Source organism: Aeromonas sp. S11(2024), assembly GCF_041402345.1.
In the GTDB taxonomy this organism is placed as follows: domain Bacteria; phylum Pseudomonadota; class Gammaproteobacteria; order Enterobacterales; family Aeromonadaceae; genus Aeromonas; species Aeromonas veronii.
Window position 1 is genome coordinate 77,710 of the sequence record NZ_JBGLRC010000005.1, and the last position, 15,456, is coordinate 93,165.

Here is a 15,456-nt window from a genome sequence, read left to right on the forward strand (position 1 = left end):
GTGCCGCTTAATGGCACTGCGCCGGCTGCCGTAAAACCGGGAGGAAACCATGGATTGGAAAAGTCTGACGTTCAGGATTGCCGTGTTGACCTCCCTGTCGGTGAGTCTGCTACTGGTGTTGTTTGGCGCTTACAACTACAACGCGGTCAGGGCGGAGAGCTACAGCAAACAGAGTGCGCTGGTCGAACAGGCCATCGGCCGGCTGCAGCTCTCCCTGCCCGGCCCGCTGTGGAATTATGAATCCGCTTTCATCGAGGCATCGCTCAAGTCCGAGCTGGCGGCCGATATCCTGAGTGCTTTGCTGGTGGTCAACAAGGACAAGCTGGTAGCCGGGTTTGCCCGTGACTCGGCGGGGGACATTGCCCCCGTGACAGCCATGCCTGCCGATGTGTCTGCCTACGGAGGGTATGATCTGGTCTATGACGACAGCGGTCAGAAAAACACAGTGGCCCGATTGCTGGTGCAAACCAGTGATGCCGCCATTCAGGCCCAACTGCGCCAGCAGTTGATCACCACCGTCTGGCAGATCCTGGTGCTCGATCTCTGCATCATCGCGTTGCTGATGGTGCTGATTCATCGCAATGTGCTGAGACCACTTCATCAGATGAATCAGGCGGTGTTTGATCTGGCCAAAGGAGAGGGGGATCTGACCCGGCGTCTGAAGATCAGCCGTCAGGATGAGATGGGCGCGCTGGCCACCAACATCAACCACTTTATTGCCAAGTTGCAGGAGATGGTGGCGGAGATCAACGAGCTCTCTGCCGGTGTGTTGCAAACCGCTGAACTCTGTGACTCCCTCTCGGCAGATACCCGGGTAGGCAGTGACGCCCAGCAATCCGAGCTGGATCAGGTCGCTACCGCCATTACCGAAATGAGTCAGGCAGTGCAGGAAGTGGCTGGTAACGCGGTGAAAACCTCTGGCGCTACCGATGAGGCCAACCTCTATGTGGAGCAGGGTTACAATCTGGCGGGCCATGCCAATGAGGCCATCCATCAACTGGTGGGGGAGGTGGAGCGAGTCGCCACTCTGATGCGCACCCTTTCGACCGAAAGCAGCAGCATTGGCACCATCATCGAAGTGATCAACGGCATTGCCGAGCAGACCAATTTGCTTGCCCTCAACGCGGCCATCGAGGCGGCGCGGGCGGGTGATCAGGGGCGCGGTTTTGCGGTGGTGGCGGATGAGGTGCGCACCTTGTCGGGCCGTACTCGCCAGTCGACGGAGGAGATCAGCGCCAGTATCAAGCGGTTGCAGCAAGCGACCCAGAATGTCGGGGCCGGCATGCAACAGAGTCAGGAGAAGGCATCCCGCGCCGGCATCGAGGCGGCAGATGTGCAGATATCGGTAGAGAAAATTAAAAATCAGGTCAGCCTGATCCGCGAGATGAACATGTATATAGCCCAGGCATCGGAAGAACAACACTCGGTGGCGGAGGCGGTCAGCCACAGCGTCAACCGGATTGCGACCCTCAACAGCGAGAGTGCGGCCAGAGTGGCAAAGGTTGCCGAGGCCAGCAGCGATCTGCGGCAGCTGTCGGCCCAACTCGACACCCTGCTCAAGCAGTTTCGGGTCTAGTCAGTTCACTTCGCCCCGTTGGATCATCCTGCGGGGCAGGCCGGTTCCCATTATTTTGAGGCGCGGCGAGATGTAGTGAGGGGCAAGGGGCCTTGTCCTGCAGCGCTTTTCGTCATGCCCATGTCACTGTTCAGCTGAGATTGGCGTGATCGTGATACGCGAAACTCGCAGCATCATGCTTTGCCCGATATGCAGTCCGACAGCGCTGGACGCATATTTTCATTTTCCCCGCTCATGCCTGCCTGCATCTATTGTGCCGCTGATCTCGACCCTTTAGAATTTCGTTTAATTACAGCGAGTCCTGAGCCGCCATCTGGCTTTATCAGGTGTGGAATCCCATCTTCTTCATGATGAATGCAAATAACAGGTGGTTGGTATGACGGGGGTTGCGCCAGGCAATAACATATCAGCCTATCACTTCGGTGATTATGTCTTTGATGTCAAAAGGCGAGAGCTGATCTTCTGTGCCGACAAGGACAACTTGCAAAGCGCCCGGGTGGTGCGTTTGTCATCGGCAGAGAGCCTCATTTTCAGCTATCTGCTCGATCACCATGACGAGGTGTGCGACAAGGATCTGTTGCTCGATATCGGCTGGTTGGGTCGCCCCATCAGCCCCAACTCCCTGAACGTGGCCATCGCCAATATTCGCCGCCACTTCGCCTCATCCCCCCAGACGCTGGATATCAGAAGTACCCCGAAAAAAGGGTACTCCCTGCATCTTAACTGCAAGATGAAGAGCTATTACGGCAAGGCACTGCCAGCAGAGAGTGAGCCCTTGCCCGAGCCGATGAGCGAGCCCACGCCTGCAGCGGCTGCGCAGCCACCGTCGACATCACCAAGCTCCGACCACGAGGTCATCAAAGAGCCTGCAGCTCCCCGTTCTTTTGGTGAGCGCGCCAAACTTGCCTTTCTCAGCGGTATCGGGCGGCCAATGCTTGCAAGGGGCCTGATATACGTCAATCTGCTACTGGTTGTGCTGGTGGCGTTTGTCGCCAGCTATCTCCATTTCGAGTGGCTCCATGTGCACTGTACCGACTCGCCGACCGGCGTTGTTTGCCAGATGGAGGCACGGAGCGACGTGCCACCAGTCAAACCGGCATCGCTGGTGCTGGTCTCCGGCCACCAGGTTCGCGTGCTCTCCTATAAAGAGCTCGAAAAAACGCTGTAAGGGATCTCTGATGAAACGAACGCTGAAAAATACCTTGCTGCTGTTGCCACTGCTTGTCGTGCTGCTGTTTGTAGTCGGGATGTTTATCAACAGTCTGGGCTGCCATTACGACCTGAAAATGTCGGCCAATGGAGTCAACTATCACGGGGTGTGCCGCTGGGGCAAAATCACCGTGATCGAAGAGGAGGAGGCGACCAGGGAGAAGTGGCGAGTGACCGGTTTTCAACTGACCTTTTTCAACCAGCTTGTTTACCTCATCGACAGTCGTACCCAACTGCACGAATCGGGTAACGATGACTCCTATCTCAATGAGTACAACCTGATCCAGTCGCAATATGCGCTGGTCAACTATGCCTGGGTGCCGCTGACTGAAAACAAGGTGGCGATCTTCCAGCGCGATCCGGTGCACGAGGTCGTGATTGCCCAGCGAGATGGCTGGTTCGATCTCTACCGCTGGTTCTTCCCCCCGGCACCGCTGGTGCCTGTTCAGCCGCAAAGCACAAGTGCCGGGCGTCCCGCTAGCTTCTAAGCAACTTGCACCAGGGGCCGGTGATATCGCAGTGGCCTGTCTCATCACTGTTTTGCCAGCCCAGCCGATGGTAGAAGGCTACTGCCGCCGTGTTGCGGGTTGCAACCTTGAGCGAGCCGCGCGGCGAATCAGCAAGGCCCCGCTCCAGCAGGGCGCGCCCTATCCCCTGACCGTGCCAGTCGCTTGACACATAGAGGTGATGGACGAAGTGATCGGGCTGCCAGATGGCGATAAAGCCGCAGATATTGCCCCCCTGTTCGGCTACCCACACCTGTTCACCTTTGGTCTGTTTCTCGAAATCCTCGAGTTGGAAACGGGCGGGATCGACCCAGTGAAAGGTGTGGCGGCGACTCTTTAAAAACAGCCGGGCCAGTTGGGGAATGTCGTGTTCTTCCATGAGCCGGATCATGATGCCCTCCCGGATCAAGCCAATGTTCATTGAGGCAGCTGCACAGCGGCAGGTTAATCGATGCAAATGACAAGGGTGTGATTAAGCACTGTCCATTGTATTTGTCATGGGGCTATACTGCCGGAGTCCCTTGTATGGATGGCTTGAGGATCGCTGATTTATGGACAATAAACTGATTGAAGGCAACATTTTTGTTCCGGCGCATATAGACGATGTCTGGCACGCCTGGACTACCGAAAGCGGTCTGCGCAGTTTTCTGGCTCCCGAATGTTTGATGGTGGCCGAACCGAATGGTCCTTTCGAGATCTACTTCAGGCCTGATGCCCCGCTGGGTGAACGTGGCAGCGAAGGGTGCCGGGTCATGGCCGTCATGCCCTATGACTTGCTCAGTTTCAGCTGGAATTTCCCGCCCACCCTACCCCATATCCGCCAGCAAAAGACCCAGGTTTGCCTGCGCTTTGTGCCGGAAGGACAGGGTACTCGCCTCTACTTCCTGCAGAGTGGTTGGGCCAATGATCCGGATTGGGATCAGGGTTATGCCTATTTTCGGGAAGAGTGGCTGGAGACCAGCCTGCCACGGTTGCAGTACCGTTTTACCCACGGTCCCATCGACTGGAACAATCCCCCCGACAAGGCGCAGCTGAAGGCGTTGGCCCAGTAATCCCGGATATTCAGACATAAAAAAAACCGGCCAAAAGGCCGGTTGAAACAGTTCAGGCTTGTCAGGTGACAAACGTATCCAGCGGATGAGAGTCGCTTTCCACTCCTTGTGAAGCACAACACTCTTGGTTACGTGCGGCTACTTTATGCCATTCACACTGAATCGAGGCTGAACCATGGATGATCCCGCCTCGTTCCCCTCTTCAATCAGATAGTGATCCCCATTGACTGGCGCAAGTAAGCGCCCGCACCGAGTAGCCCCGGCCCTTCATGGGTGATCAGAAACACCGGGATCTCCTTGAGGTAGGACTTGAAGCGCCCCTTGTCTTCAAAGGCGACCCGGAAACCGGAACCGGTAAAGAACTCCTGGAAGCGCGGCACTATGCCACCTGCGATATAGACGCCGCCAAAGGTGCCCATATTGAGGGCCAGATTGCCGGCAAAGCGGCCCATCAGCACGCAGAACAGGCTCAGGGTGCGACGGCAATCGAGGCACTCCCCGGCCAGTGCGCGCTCGGTAATGTCTTTGGGGGCAAACGGCTCTGGCTCACGGCCATCGGATTTCACCAGCCCGCGATAGAGATTGACCAGACCCGGGCCGGAGAGGAAACGCTCTGCCGAGACATGGCCCAATTCGCCTCGCATTACTTGCAGTACCGCATCTTCCTCTTCGGTGTTGGCAGCAAAATCCACATGACCACCTTCACCCGGCAGGCTCAGCCACTGCTCACCCGCCTTGACCAGATGGGCGACCCCAAGGCCGGTGCCCGCACCATAGATGGCGATGGGCTTGCCCGCTACCGGCGCGGCGCCGCCAAGCTGGATGCGATCCGATTCAGCCAATACCGGCACCGCCATCGAGACGGCGGTAAAGTCGTTGATCACTTGCAGGCGTGCCAGCCCTAGATTGCTCTGCATCTCGCTGATGGAGAACTCCCAGCTGTGGTTGGTCATGGCAACCCAGTCACCGTTGATGGGGCAGGCGATGGCGATGCAGGCTTCAGCCACCTGTACCTTGTGTTCCTCCAGATAGAGGCGTACCACGGCTTCAAGGCTGGGATGGGCCAGACCTGAGTAGGTCTTTGCCTGAGAGATAGTACCGGTGGCCAGCTCACACAGGGCCAGACGCGCATTGGTGCCGCCGACATCGCCGACCAGCGCATGGGTATGCTGCATAACAACTCCTTCGTTACAGGATGGGGACGACTCTGGTGTCCCGAGATTATTGTTGGATTATGACGGCCCATTCTATCCGAGCTCAGGCTTGCTCACCCGCCGGATCGATACAAACGTGCGCCTGCTCACAGTGTTGTTGCTTTGCAACATTTGTAAGCGCTTTCATGGCTAGGTGACGTTTTGTAACGAAAAGTACGAAATAATTAGAGATGAGTCATACTTTGTATGGCAGGCGTTAGTTGCGATAACCGCTTGTCTTGTATAGTCCTTAGCTTGAATGGAAACTTGCTTAGCCGTAGATTGAGTGCAAAGACACTGAAGCTAAATTACAAAAACGCCTGGTGGTGATGATGAATACCCTTGATAAAATTACGAACAACTTGGAAAGTTTCAGTAAATCAGAACGCAAGGTTGCCGAGGTGATCCTGGCGTCTCCCCAGACCGCCATCCACTCCAGCATCGCCGCTCTGGCCAAGATGGCCGATGTCAGTGAACCGACCGTCAACCGCTTTTGCCGCCGTCTCGATACCAAGGGCTTTCCTGATTTCAAACTCCATCTGGCCCAGAGCCTGGCCAATGGCACCCCTTACGTAAATCGTCATGTGGAAGCGGAAGATGGGCCCGATACCTACACCGCCAAGATCTTCGAATCCACCATGGCTTGTCTGGATGCCGCCAAAAACAGCCTGGATATCTCTGCCATCAACCGCTGCGTCGATATCCTGACCCAGTCCAAGAAGATCAGCTTCTTCGGCCTTGGTGCCTCCTCCGCCGTTGCCCGCGATGCCCAGAACAAATTCTTTCGCTTCAACATTCCGGTAGTGAGCTTTGACGATATCGTCATGATGCGCATGAGCTGCATCAACAGCAGCGAAGGGGATGTAGTGGTGCTGATCTCCCACACCGGTCGCACCAAGGCGCTGGTCGAAATCGCCGCGCTGGCCCGCGAGAACGACGCCACCGTGATCGGCATGACCGCCAAGGACTCCCCGCTGGCCCGCGAGTGCAATCTGGTGCTCTCCATGGATGTGCCGGAAGATACCGATGTCTATATGCCGATGGCATCCCGCATCGCCCAGCTGGCGCTGGTGGATGTGCTGGCGACCGGTTTTACCCTGCGCCGGGGGATGAAATTTCGCGAAAATCTGAAGAAAGTAAAAGAGGGATTGCGCGAATCCCGCTTCGAAACCCCGCACTCTTCCTGAACCGTCGGGGGCTCCGGCCCCCGACTGTCTATGCCACCCGCCTTGGTGTAGTATTGTAATTTAATAACAAAAACCACCCAGATGGTTTGCAAACGGGTGCATCGAGCCATGGGCTTGATGGGGCAGAATCTCAAGTCATATCAACTTCATATTGGAGTCTTTCATGCCTAGACGTACAAAGATTGTAACCACACTCGGTCCGGCTACCGACCGCGAAGGGATCCTCGAAGGGATCATCCGCGCCGGGGCCGACATGGTGCGGATGAACTTCTCTCACGGCACTGCTGAAGACCATATCCTGCGCGCCAATCAGGTGCGTGACATTGCTGCCAAGCTCGGTCGTCACGTCGCCATCATGGGTGATCTGCAAGGCCCGAAAATCCGTGTTTCCACTTTCAAGGATGGCAAAATTTATCTGGCCATCGGTGACAAGTTTATTCTCGACGCTGCACTCGGCAAGGGTGAAGGTTGTCAGGAGCAGGTCGGTATCGACTACAAGAGCCTGCCAGACGATGTGGTACAGGGCGACATCCTGCTGCTGGACGATGGCCGTGTGCAGCTGAAGGTCGAGCAGGTTGAAGGCACCCGCATTCACACCACGGTGACCGTGGCCGGGCCGCTCTCCAACAACAAGGGCATCAACAAGAAAGGGGGCGGTCTCTCCGCTCCGGCCCTGACCGAGAAAGACAAGGAAGACATCAAGACTGCTGCCCGCATGAATGTGGACTATCTGGCGGTCTCTTTCCCTCGCTGTGGCGATGATCTGCGCTACGCCCGCGAGCTGGCCCGCGAAGCCGGTTCCAATGCCAAGATCGTGGCTAAAGTTGAGCGTGCCGAAACCGTCGCTACCGATGAGGCGATGGAAGACATTATCCTCGGTTCCGATGCTGTGATGGTCGCCCGTGGCGATCTGGGTGTTGAGATCGGTGACCCCGAGCTGGTTGGTGTACAGAAGAAGTTGATCCGCCACTCCCGTCGTTTGAACCGTGTGGTGATCACCGCTACCCAGATGATGGAGTCGATGATCAACGCGCCGCTGCCGACTCGTGCAGAAGTTATGGACGTGGCCAACGCCGTGCTGGATGGTACTGATGCGGTGATGCTCTCCGCCGAGACTGCTGCCGGTCAGTTCCCCATCGAGACAGTGACCTCCATGGCGAGCGTCTGTGTCGGTGCCGAGAAGCACCCGAGCCTGAACGTCTCCAACCACCGCATGAGCTACACCTTCACTTCCGTTGAAGAAGCGGTAGCCATGTCCACCATGTATGCGGCCAACCACCTGGAAGGGGTGAAGGCGATCGTGGCACTGACCGAGTCCGGCACCACCCCGCTGCTGATGTCCCGTATCAGTTCCGGTCTGCCGATCTTCGCTATGTCTCCCCACAACAAGACCCTGTCCTGGACCAACCTTTACCGTGGAGTTACCCCGGTGATGTTTGACGGTGACGAGACCAAACCGGTCTACGAAGTGTGCCGCGACGCGCTGGCCGTGCTCAAGGAGAAGGGGCTGCTGCAGAGCGGCGACATGGTGCTGCTGACTCACGGTGACAAGATGGAAACCGTGGGTAGTACCAACACCTGCAAGGTGATGATGGTCGAATAAGCCCGTCCGGTTTTACTGTGCTTAACAAGGCTGCTCCTCTTTGATGAGCAGCCTTTTTGTTAACCGCAGTCGGGCTGTGGCGGTATAAACAGGACTCAATGATTGCTTAACCGGATTCCCCTTCCGATAATGCGGGAGTGATTTTCAGCGGGTAGCCTGTTGTAGGTGATCGTCTCAGGTAACCCAGACACTCGACAATACGGGAGTGAAAAAATGAACAAGCGTAACTGGTTGCTGGCCTTGTCACTGAGTCTGGCCTTCTCACCCTGTTATGCCGACTGGGCCAAGCTCAAGGCCGCAGCGTCCGATCTGGGAGCGGCAGTGAGCGAGACCAGCAAGGAGGTGTGGCAGGATGTTAGCGATTTTTCCAAGAAGAGCTGGGCCTCCATCTCTGCATGGGGTGAAGAGGCGTTCAATACCGCCGGGGTCTGGACCGACAAGAGCATCGCGACCGGCAAGGAGTGGCTGAAGGCAGCCGACAAGGAGCTCAACGAGATGCTCAACCCCAAGACGGCGAAAGAGGCGAGGATCGCGCTCAATACCATGGCCGACACTGCGCTGATCCGGTTGTTCAACGAGCAGCCATCAGTCAAGTTGTTGTTTGACAAGGCTTATGGCTATGCGGTGTTCGATTCGCGCAAGTTCTCCCTGATGCTGCATACCAATCAGGGGGCCGGGGTGGCGGTCAATCGCAAAACCGGCAAGCACACCTATATGAAGATGTTTGGTGCGGGTCTGGCGGCCGGGATTGGCGGCAAGTTTTATCAGCAGGTGATCCTGTTTGAAGACAAGGCCAGATTCGATACCTTCGTGACCCAGGGGTGGGAAGCTACCTCCGAAGTGGGTGTGGTGGCCGGCAAGGAGAGCGCCGAGCTGACCGCCAAATACAATGGCGGCATGGCCATCTACCAGATTGGCGAGAAGGGCTTGCTGCTCGATGCCAATATCTCCGGCTCCAAATACTGGATTGACAAGGACTTGACTGAAACGGGCCGCTAATCCCGCCGTTATCGGTTGCTCACGGCACGCCATACGCTTGTCGTGATCTTGCCAACAGGCCCGCAGTGCGGGCCTGTTTGTTCTCTCGGTGTCAGTGGGCTGAATAGACCTGCTTGCCCTTGAACATGGTCCAGAGCACCTTGGTCTCCTTGAGCTCTTCGCTTGCTACCTGTTCCAGATTGCGATCCAGCAAGATCAGGTCAGCACTCTTGCCCGCGCTGATGGAGCCAATCTCCTTCTCCCGCCCAATTACCTTGGCGGCGTTGAGGGTATAGGCCTGCAAGATGGCCTGACGGCTGATCTGCTCGCTGGCGGGGGGCAGCAAGCCAAGCTCCCCTTGACGGGTGATCGCGGTATACATGGCGAGGAAAGGGTTGGGGCTGGAGACCGGCCAGTCACTGGCACCGGCGATAATGGCGCCGCTTTGCAGCAAGCTGCCTGCCGGATAGAGGCGGGCTAGCAGTGCCGGGGGCACTTTTCCTTCAAGCAGCAGGGTGGTCGCCACGTTTTTACCGGCCCACAACAGTTGCATCGATGCGGCCACATTGAGCGGTTTGAAACGGGCAATGCTGGCCGGGCTCACCACCTCCAGATGGGTGATGCTGTGCAGCAAGCGGTGATCCTGATTGTGGGCCCGGGCATAGGCGATGGCATCGAGGGATTCTCGGACGGCCCGATCGCCGATGGCATGAAAGTGAGCGATAAGTTGATGGGCATCCGCGGTGCGGATCAGCTCGTTGAAACGCCGCTTATCCAAATCGTCCTTGCCGCTGTAACCGGGACGGTTGAGGTAGGGCTCGCTCAACTTGGCGGTCTGGGATGGATACTCGATGACACCATCTTGCAGGATCTTGATCCCCACCAGTTTAACGTCCGGGGCATCTTGAAACTGCTGTTGCAGCGCCAATACGTCATCAATGATGGCGGGTGATGCATGTATCCCCACCAGTGCCAGTGCGGACACATGTCCGGTCAGCTTGCCTTCCCGGGAGAGCATGCTGTACGCGGGCAGCAGGCCGGTATCGCGGCGATCCGGCTCTGTGTTGAAGATGGGGGCGAGGGGGCGAATGTTGCTGATAGGGTCCATCCAGGCGGTAATGCCCACCTGATTGAGTTGTTTGGCGGCAGTCATGATGGCACTGGTAATCGTCTCGTTGCTGACGGGGGGCAGCGCCTTGAGGATGGCATCCCAGCCGCCTTCCGAGGCAAAGCCATTGAGCTTGCCGGATGAGGTGAGGCCAAAATTGCCTTTCAGCGGAGCATAACGACCGTCAAGGGTGTCGGCATCAATGCCAGCCTTGCGCAGCATGGCCTGATTGGCCCAACCGGTGTGGGCATCCGAACCGGCCAGTACTACCGGGATCTGCCGGTATTGCGGGCCATTGAACACCTGATCGAGCAGGGGAAGCTGATGCCAGTAGTCGAGGGATACATTGCTGTATAGCTCTACATCGCCCAGTGTCAGGCGGGGATCATCCTTGCTGCGGGTCAGAAATTGCTGCACCTGCTCAACCTCACTCATGGCGTCAGGAAAGTTAACCGTCATCCCCTGAAAACCGGCAAATGCCGCATGAACATGGCTGTCGATGAGCCCCGGCATCAGGTACTTTCCTTTCAGATCAAGACGCTTGGCATGGTTGCCGAGGCGGGCGCTGACCTCCTGATAGCTGCCGACTGCCACTATCTTTTTACCTTCAATGCCGACCGCTTCCGGGTGAGGGTTCGCCGGATCACCACTGTAGATGGTGCCGCCAAAGATCAGCGTCTGGCTCTGTGACTGGGCATTGGCGGCAGCGGGAAGCGTCACCAGCAGGCTGGCGAGAAACAGCGTTTTGATATTCATGGGCATGACTCCGTCGCTTCGGAGTCCGAAGACTTCGAAGTGGGTAAATGGAAATGAGGTATCGGCTTATCGGTTGATCAGCGGGATACAGATATCAAACACGTAATGCTCTCGGTCGGGGTCCGTGCCTGCGTGGTATTGCTCGTAACACGGGCGATCGTCGCAGTTCAGCCCTTGGCCCACTATCCAGCGAAACGCCGTTTCCCAGCAAGCGACCAGTTGATCGCCGCGAGCGATAAACTGACAAACCGCATAGGGGCCCGCTGCGATGGTCTGGGTGGTTAACTGGCGCCCAGCGGGGATCTCTGGCCCCAGCTCGATGCAGACGTCAGTACGGCAACGGGTCTCATCGGTGATATCGGGGATATCCCAATAGAGACTCAGGGTACCCGCCGGTGTCATCGCCTCGTCTGAGGCGAACAGCGCGAGCAAATCCCGATGAGCTTGCTCGCAGGTCTCTTTGCCATAGGGACCCAGGCGGCGCATGTACGCCACGCGCCTAGCGGGCATCTGCCTGACGCTTGCCCCCTGCAACAGACCCGGGTGTTCGGTGACCGGGTGCATGACCAGGCCATCATAGGTGTCAAAGGGAAGGGGATCGTTTCCAATCTTGCTTTTCCAGTTTCCCCCCTGCTGCTGGCGGTATTCCGAAGGGCTCATGGCGAAGTGCAGGCGAAAGGCCTTGGCGAAATTCTGCGAGCTGGAGAACCCGGCGGCCAGTGCGAGGGTGGTGATGTCGCTCTGGGGGGAGGCGAGCAAGCGACGGGCAGCGCGTTCCATACGCAGGCGCCGGGTAAATCCGGCAATGGTCTCGCCGACCATCGTCTTGAAAATACGGTGGAAGTGGAAGGTGGAGATGGCCGCCGCTGCTGCGACCTCATCCAGGCCCGGATTGTCATCCAGATGGTGGCTGATGTAGTCCATCGCCTTGAACACGGGTTTGCGATAATCCAGAGCGGACTCCTTGCCAGCCAGCAAAAGTGGGCGTCAGAGTCGGATTTAATCAGAGCCACCTGCCGTTGTCGAACCCGCCCAACCTGGTCTGGCCACTCATCCTCGTCGCGTTTTTAACGCATTGGCACTCTAATTGCTTGTTGCATGCCAGCGTCAATGATTTGTCTGGGGATGGAAAATGGAAATTAGTGCAAGCAGCCTGATGCAAGAGATGCAGGCGCTCAAGATCGAAGCAGGCGCAACGCCGCTGGCACAACCCGGTCGTCAGGTAACCTCCGACTTTGGTCAGCTGCTGCAACAGGCGCTTGGCAACGTCAACGAGCTGCAAGGGGCCGCCAATGATCTGCGTACCCGTTTCGACATGGGCGACAAGTCGGTGGATCTGGCCGAGGTGATGATCGCGGGCCAAAAATCGTCCATCGCCTTTGAAGCCACGGTACAGGTACGCAACAAGATGGTCGATGCCTACAAAACCATCATGAACATGCCGGTATAAGCGACGCCAATAAACCATGACGACTGAACATCATGAACATGTCAGCAATAAGGACATAAATCGTGGCTACTGACCAAAACGGCGATCTGCTGATAAACGATGAGGGCACCGCCGCCCTCGATGAAAATGAGCAGAAGAGTTCGGCGCTGGGCTTCCTGTCCAACACCGATGTGCTGCGGCAAATCACCCTGATCCTGGGGCTTGCCATCTGTCTGGCCATTGCGGTGTTTATCCTGCTGTGGGGCAAGGAGCCGGACATGCGTCCGCTCGGCACCTACACCACCCAGGAGCTGGTGAAGACTCTCGATTTCCTCGATCAGCAGAAGATCCCCTATGAAGTGGATGGCAAGAGCGTGCTGGTCAACGCCGAAAGTTACCCCACTATCCAGTTGGCCCTGACCCGTGCCGGTCTTGCCAATGCCACCGATAGCAACATCGGTGGTGAAGATATCCTGCTGAAAGATTCCAGTTTCGGCGTCAGCCAGCGGATGGAGAGTGAACGTCTGAAGCTGAGCCGCGAGCGCCAGCTGGCGAGCGCCATCGAGCAGTTCCAGAATGTGGCCAAGGCCCAGGTGCTGTTGGCTATCCCGAAAGACAACGTGTTTGCCCGCAACGAACGCAAACCCAGTGCCACCGTGGTGCTCAACCTGAAGGGGGCGGCGCTGGGGCAGGGGGAGGTGGACTCCATCGTCGATATGGTGGCCTCTGCCGTGCACGGTCTCGAGCCGACCCGCGTCACCGTCACCGACCAGAATGGCCGCCTGCTCAACTCCGGCTCGCAAGACCCGATCTCGGCCCAGACTCGCAAAGAGTTTGCCATGCAGCAGAAGCAGGAGCTGGAGTACAAACAAAAAATTGACGCCATCCTGATCCCGGTGCTGGGGGCCGACAACTATACGGCGGAAGTGGATCTCTCCCTCGACTTCTCCCAGCAGGAGCAGACCCGCAAGACTTACAACCCTGACTTGCCTGCTGTGCGCTCCGAAATGACCATGGAAGAGAACAGCGCCAGCGGCAGCAACGGTGGTGTGCCTGGTGCACTCTCCAACCAGCCCCCTGCCGCCTCCAATATTCCCGAGGAGGCGACCGGTGGTGATGGTGCCAGCGCTGCCGCTTCTGGCCGTTCCCGCAAAGAGGCAACCCGCAACTTCGAGCTGGATACCACCGTCAGCCATACCCGTCGCCAGATGGGTGGCATTCGCCGCATGACCGTCTCGGTTGCCGTGGATTACAAGGCGGTGCCCGGTGCCGATGGGGCAGTGACTCGTGAGGCGCGCACCCAGGCAGAACTCGATACATTGCGTCGTTTGCTGAGCGGTGGCCTTGGCTTTGATGTGACCCGTGGTGATACCCTTGAGGTGGTCGCGATTCCGTTCAATCGCCCAGAGCTGGATACCGTGGCCGAGGTGCCGCTCTACGATCAGCCCTGGTTCTGGCGTGCGGTGCGGATTGCCGCCTCGGTACTGGTGATCATCGTCTTGATCGTCACCGTGGTTCGCCCCATGCTCAAGCGACTGCTCTATCCGGATGCCAAACCGGAAGGGGAAGTGGATTTCGACAACCACACCGTACTGGGTGGCGACGACGAGTTGAGCCTGCTGTCAGCACAAGTCGAGAACGATCAGGTATTTGGTGTACGCGATGGCCAGCTGAAACTGCCGGATCTGCACCGTGATGAAGACTTGCTCAAGGCGGTGCGTGCGCTGGTAGCGAACGAGCCGGATCTGGCCGCTCAGGTCATTAAAGAATGGGTAACGAACAAAGATGCCTGAAGAAAAGAAGAGTCAAGTCACCGGCAATGACATCACTGACAGTCAGCGCCAGATCCTCGACCAGATGTCGGGGATGGAGATGGCTGCGGTGTTGATGCTGAGCCTCAATGAAGAGGATGCCGCCCAGATCTTCCGTCATCTCGAGCCCAAGCAGGTGCAGCGGCTCGGTATGTCGATGGCCTCCATGTCCGACTTCAGTCACGATCGGGTGGCGGCGGTGCACCGTCAATTCATCGACGATATCCAGAAGTACACCAACATCGGTATCGGCAGCGAAGACTTCGTGCGCAAGGCACTGGTGGCGGCCCTTGGCGAGGACAAGGCGAGCAACCTGGTGGACCAGATCATTCTCGGTTCCGGCGCCCGCGGTCTCGATTCGCTCAAGTGGATGGATGCCCGTCAGGTGGCCAGCATCATCCAGAACGAACACCCGCAGATCCAGACTATCGTGCTCTCCTATCTGGAGCCTGAGCAGTCCGCCGAGATCCTGAGCCAGTTCCCGGAGCAGGTGCGCCTCGATCTGGTGATGCGTATCGCCAACCTCGAAGAGGTACAACCGGCGGCACTGCAAGAGTTGAACGACATCATGGAGAAACAGTTCGCCGGTGCGGCCGGTGCCCAGGCTGCCAAGATGGGCGGCCTGAAGGCAGCCGCCAACATCATGAACTATCTGGATACCAATATCGAAGGCCAGCTGATGGACTCCATCCGCGAGTCGGACGAAGAGATGAGCCAGCAGATCCAGGATTTGATGTTCGTGTTCGAAAACCTCATCGATGTGGACGATCGCGGCATCCAGACCATGCTGCGGGAAGTGCCTGGGGATCTGCTGCAACGTGCCCTCAAGGGCTCCGACGATCAGATGCGCGAGAAGATCTTCAAGAACATGTCCAAACGGGCGGCCGAAATGCTGGCGGACGATCTGGAGGCCATGGGGCCGATCCGGGTCTCCGAAGTGGAAGCGGCCCAGAAAGAGATCCTCTCCATCGCCCGTCGTCTGGCGGATGCCGGCGAAATCATGCTGGGCGCCGGTGGCGGCGAGGAGTTCCTCTAAGCCATGGCCCAT

13 protein-coding genes and 1 pseudogene are annotated in these 15,456 nt (G+C 57.6%); 10 read left to right on the forward strand and 4 right to left on the reverse strand.

What is annotated here, in order from left to right; all coding sequences use genetic code 11:
* The first annotated feature begins 49 nt into the window (after positions 1 to 49).
* From ACB040_RS06385 to ACB040_RS06395, 3 genes are all read left to right on the forward strand, one after another.
* The gene (locus ACB040_RS06385) at positions 50 to 1,576 is read left to right on the forward strand and encodes a methyl-accepting chemotaxis protein (protein ID WP_103422401.1); all 1,527 of its coding nucleotides are present in this window, start codon (positions 50 to 52) and stop codon (positions 1,574 to 1,576) included.
* A 376-nt stretch (positions 1,577 to 1,952) separates the two neighbouring features.
* A complete protein-coding gene (locus tag ACB040_RS06390; RefSeq protein WP_338772189.1) occupies positions 1,953 to 2,744 on the forward strand; it encodes a winged helix-turn-helix domain-containing protein in 792 nt (263 codons plus the stop codon).
* 10 nt (positions 2,745 to 2,754) lie between these two features.
* A complete protein-coding gene (locus ACB040_RS06395; RefSeq protein WP_267528227.1) occupies positions 2,755 to 3,273 on the forward strand; it encodes a hypothetical protein in 519 nt (172 codons plus the stop codon).
* Here the strand turns inward: ACB040_RS06395 and ACB040_RS06400 are convergent.
* The gene (locus tag ACB040_RS06400; RefSeq protein ID WP_338772188.1) at positions 3,263 to 3,682 is read right to left on the reverse strand and encodes a GNAT family N-acetyltransferase; all 420 of its coding nucleotides are present in this window, start codon (positions 3,680 to 3,682) and stop codon (positions 3,263 to 3,265) included. The two genes, ACB040_RS06395 and ACB040_RS06400, sit on opposite strands and share 11 nt — an antisense overlap.
* Before the next feature lie 160 nt (positions 3,683 to 3,842).
* Between ACB040_RS06400 and ACB040_RS06405 the strand changes: the two genes are divergently transcribed.
* Positions 3,843 to 4,343, forward strand: a complete 501-nt coding sequence (locus ACB040_RS06405; protein WP_139741077.1) for an SRPBCC domain-containing protein — start codon at positions 3,843 to 3,845, stop codon at positions 4,341 to 4,343.
* 206 nt (positions 4,344 to 4,549) lie between these two features.
* On the opposite strand, the pseudogene glk reads toward ACB040_RS06405, so the two are convergent.
* Positions 4,550 to 5,521 (reverse strand): annotated as a pseudogene (gene glk, locus ACB040_RS06410) (glucokinase); the annotation flags it as partial.
* 344 nt (positions 5,522 to 5,865) lie between these two features.
* Between glk and ACB040_RS06415 the strand changes: the two are divergent.
* From ACB040_RS06415 to ACB040_RS06425, 3 genes are all read left to right on the forward strand, one after another.
* Entirely contained in the window at positions 5,866 to 6,723 is an 858-nt protein-coding gene (locus tag ACB040_RS06415) for a MurR/RpiR family transcriptional regulator (protein ID WP_005347620.1), read from the forward strand.
* Positions 6,724 to 6,886: 163 nt separating this feature from the next.
* Positions 6,887 to 8,326, forward strand: coding sequence for a pyruvate kinase (gene pyk / locus ACB040_RS06420; RefSeq protein ID WP_021229874.1), 1,440 nt, complete (start codon positions 6,887 to 6,889; stop codon positions 8,324 to 8,326).
* Positions 8,327 to 8,539: 213 nt separating this feature from the next.
* On the forward strand, positions 8,540 to 9,325 hold the full coding sequence (locus tag ACB040_RS06425; protein WP_371153665.1) for a hypothetical protein: 786 nt from the start codon (positions 8,540 to 8,542) through the stop codon (positions 9,323 to 9,325).
* Positions 9,326 to 9,416: 91 nt separating this feature from the next.
* On the opposite strand, the gene ACB040_RS06430 is transcribed toward ACB040_RS06425, so the two are convergent.
* Both ACB040_RS06430 and ACB040_RS06435 read right to left on the reverse strand, forming a co-directional pair.
* Positions 9,417 to 11,168 (reverse strand): amidohydrolase, encoded by a 1,752-nt coding sequence (locus ACB040_RS06430; RefSeq protein ID WP_371153667.1) that lies wholly within the window; start codon positions 11,166 to 11,168, stop codon positions 9,417 to 9,419.
* A gap of 66 nt (positions 11,169 to 11,234) precedes the next feature.
* Entirely contained in the window at positions 11,235 to 12,146 is a 912-nt protein-coding gene (locus ACB040_RS06435; RefSeq protein ID WP_371153669.1) for a GyrI-like domain-containing protein, read from the reverse strand.
* A 154-nt stretch (positions 12,147 to 12,300) separates the two neighbouring features.
* On the opposite strand from ACB040_RS06435, the gene fliE reads away from it, so the two are divergent.
* From fliE to fliG, 3 genes are all read left to right on the forward strand, one after another.
* Positions 12,301 to 12,618, forward strand: coding sequence for a flagellar hook-basal body complex protein FliE (fliE, locus tag ACB040_RS06440; RefSeq protein WP_005362062.1), 318 nt, complete (start codon positions 12,301 to 12,303; stop codon positions 12,616 to 12,618).
* Positions 12,619 to 12,680: 62 nt separating this feature from the next.
* Positions 12,681 to 14,390, forward strand: coding sequence for a flagellar basal-body MS-ring/collar protein FliF (gene fliF, locus ACB040_RS06445; RefSeq protein WP_005334750.1), 1,710 nt, complete (start codon positions 12,681 to 12,683; stop codon positions 14,388 to 14,390).
* Positions 14,383 to 15,444, forward strand: coding sequence for a flagellar motor switch protein FliG (fliG, locus tag ACB040_RS06450; protein ID WP_005334749.1), 1,062 nt, complete (start codon positions 14,383 to 14,385; stop codon positions 15,442 to 15,444). Before fliF ends, fliG begins: the two co-directional genes overlap by 8 nt.
* The last annotated feature ends 12 nt before the right edge of the window (positions 15,445 to 15,456 follow it).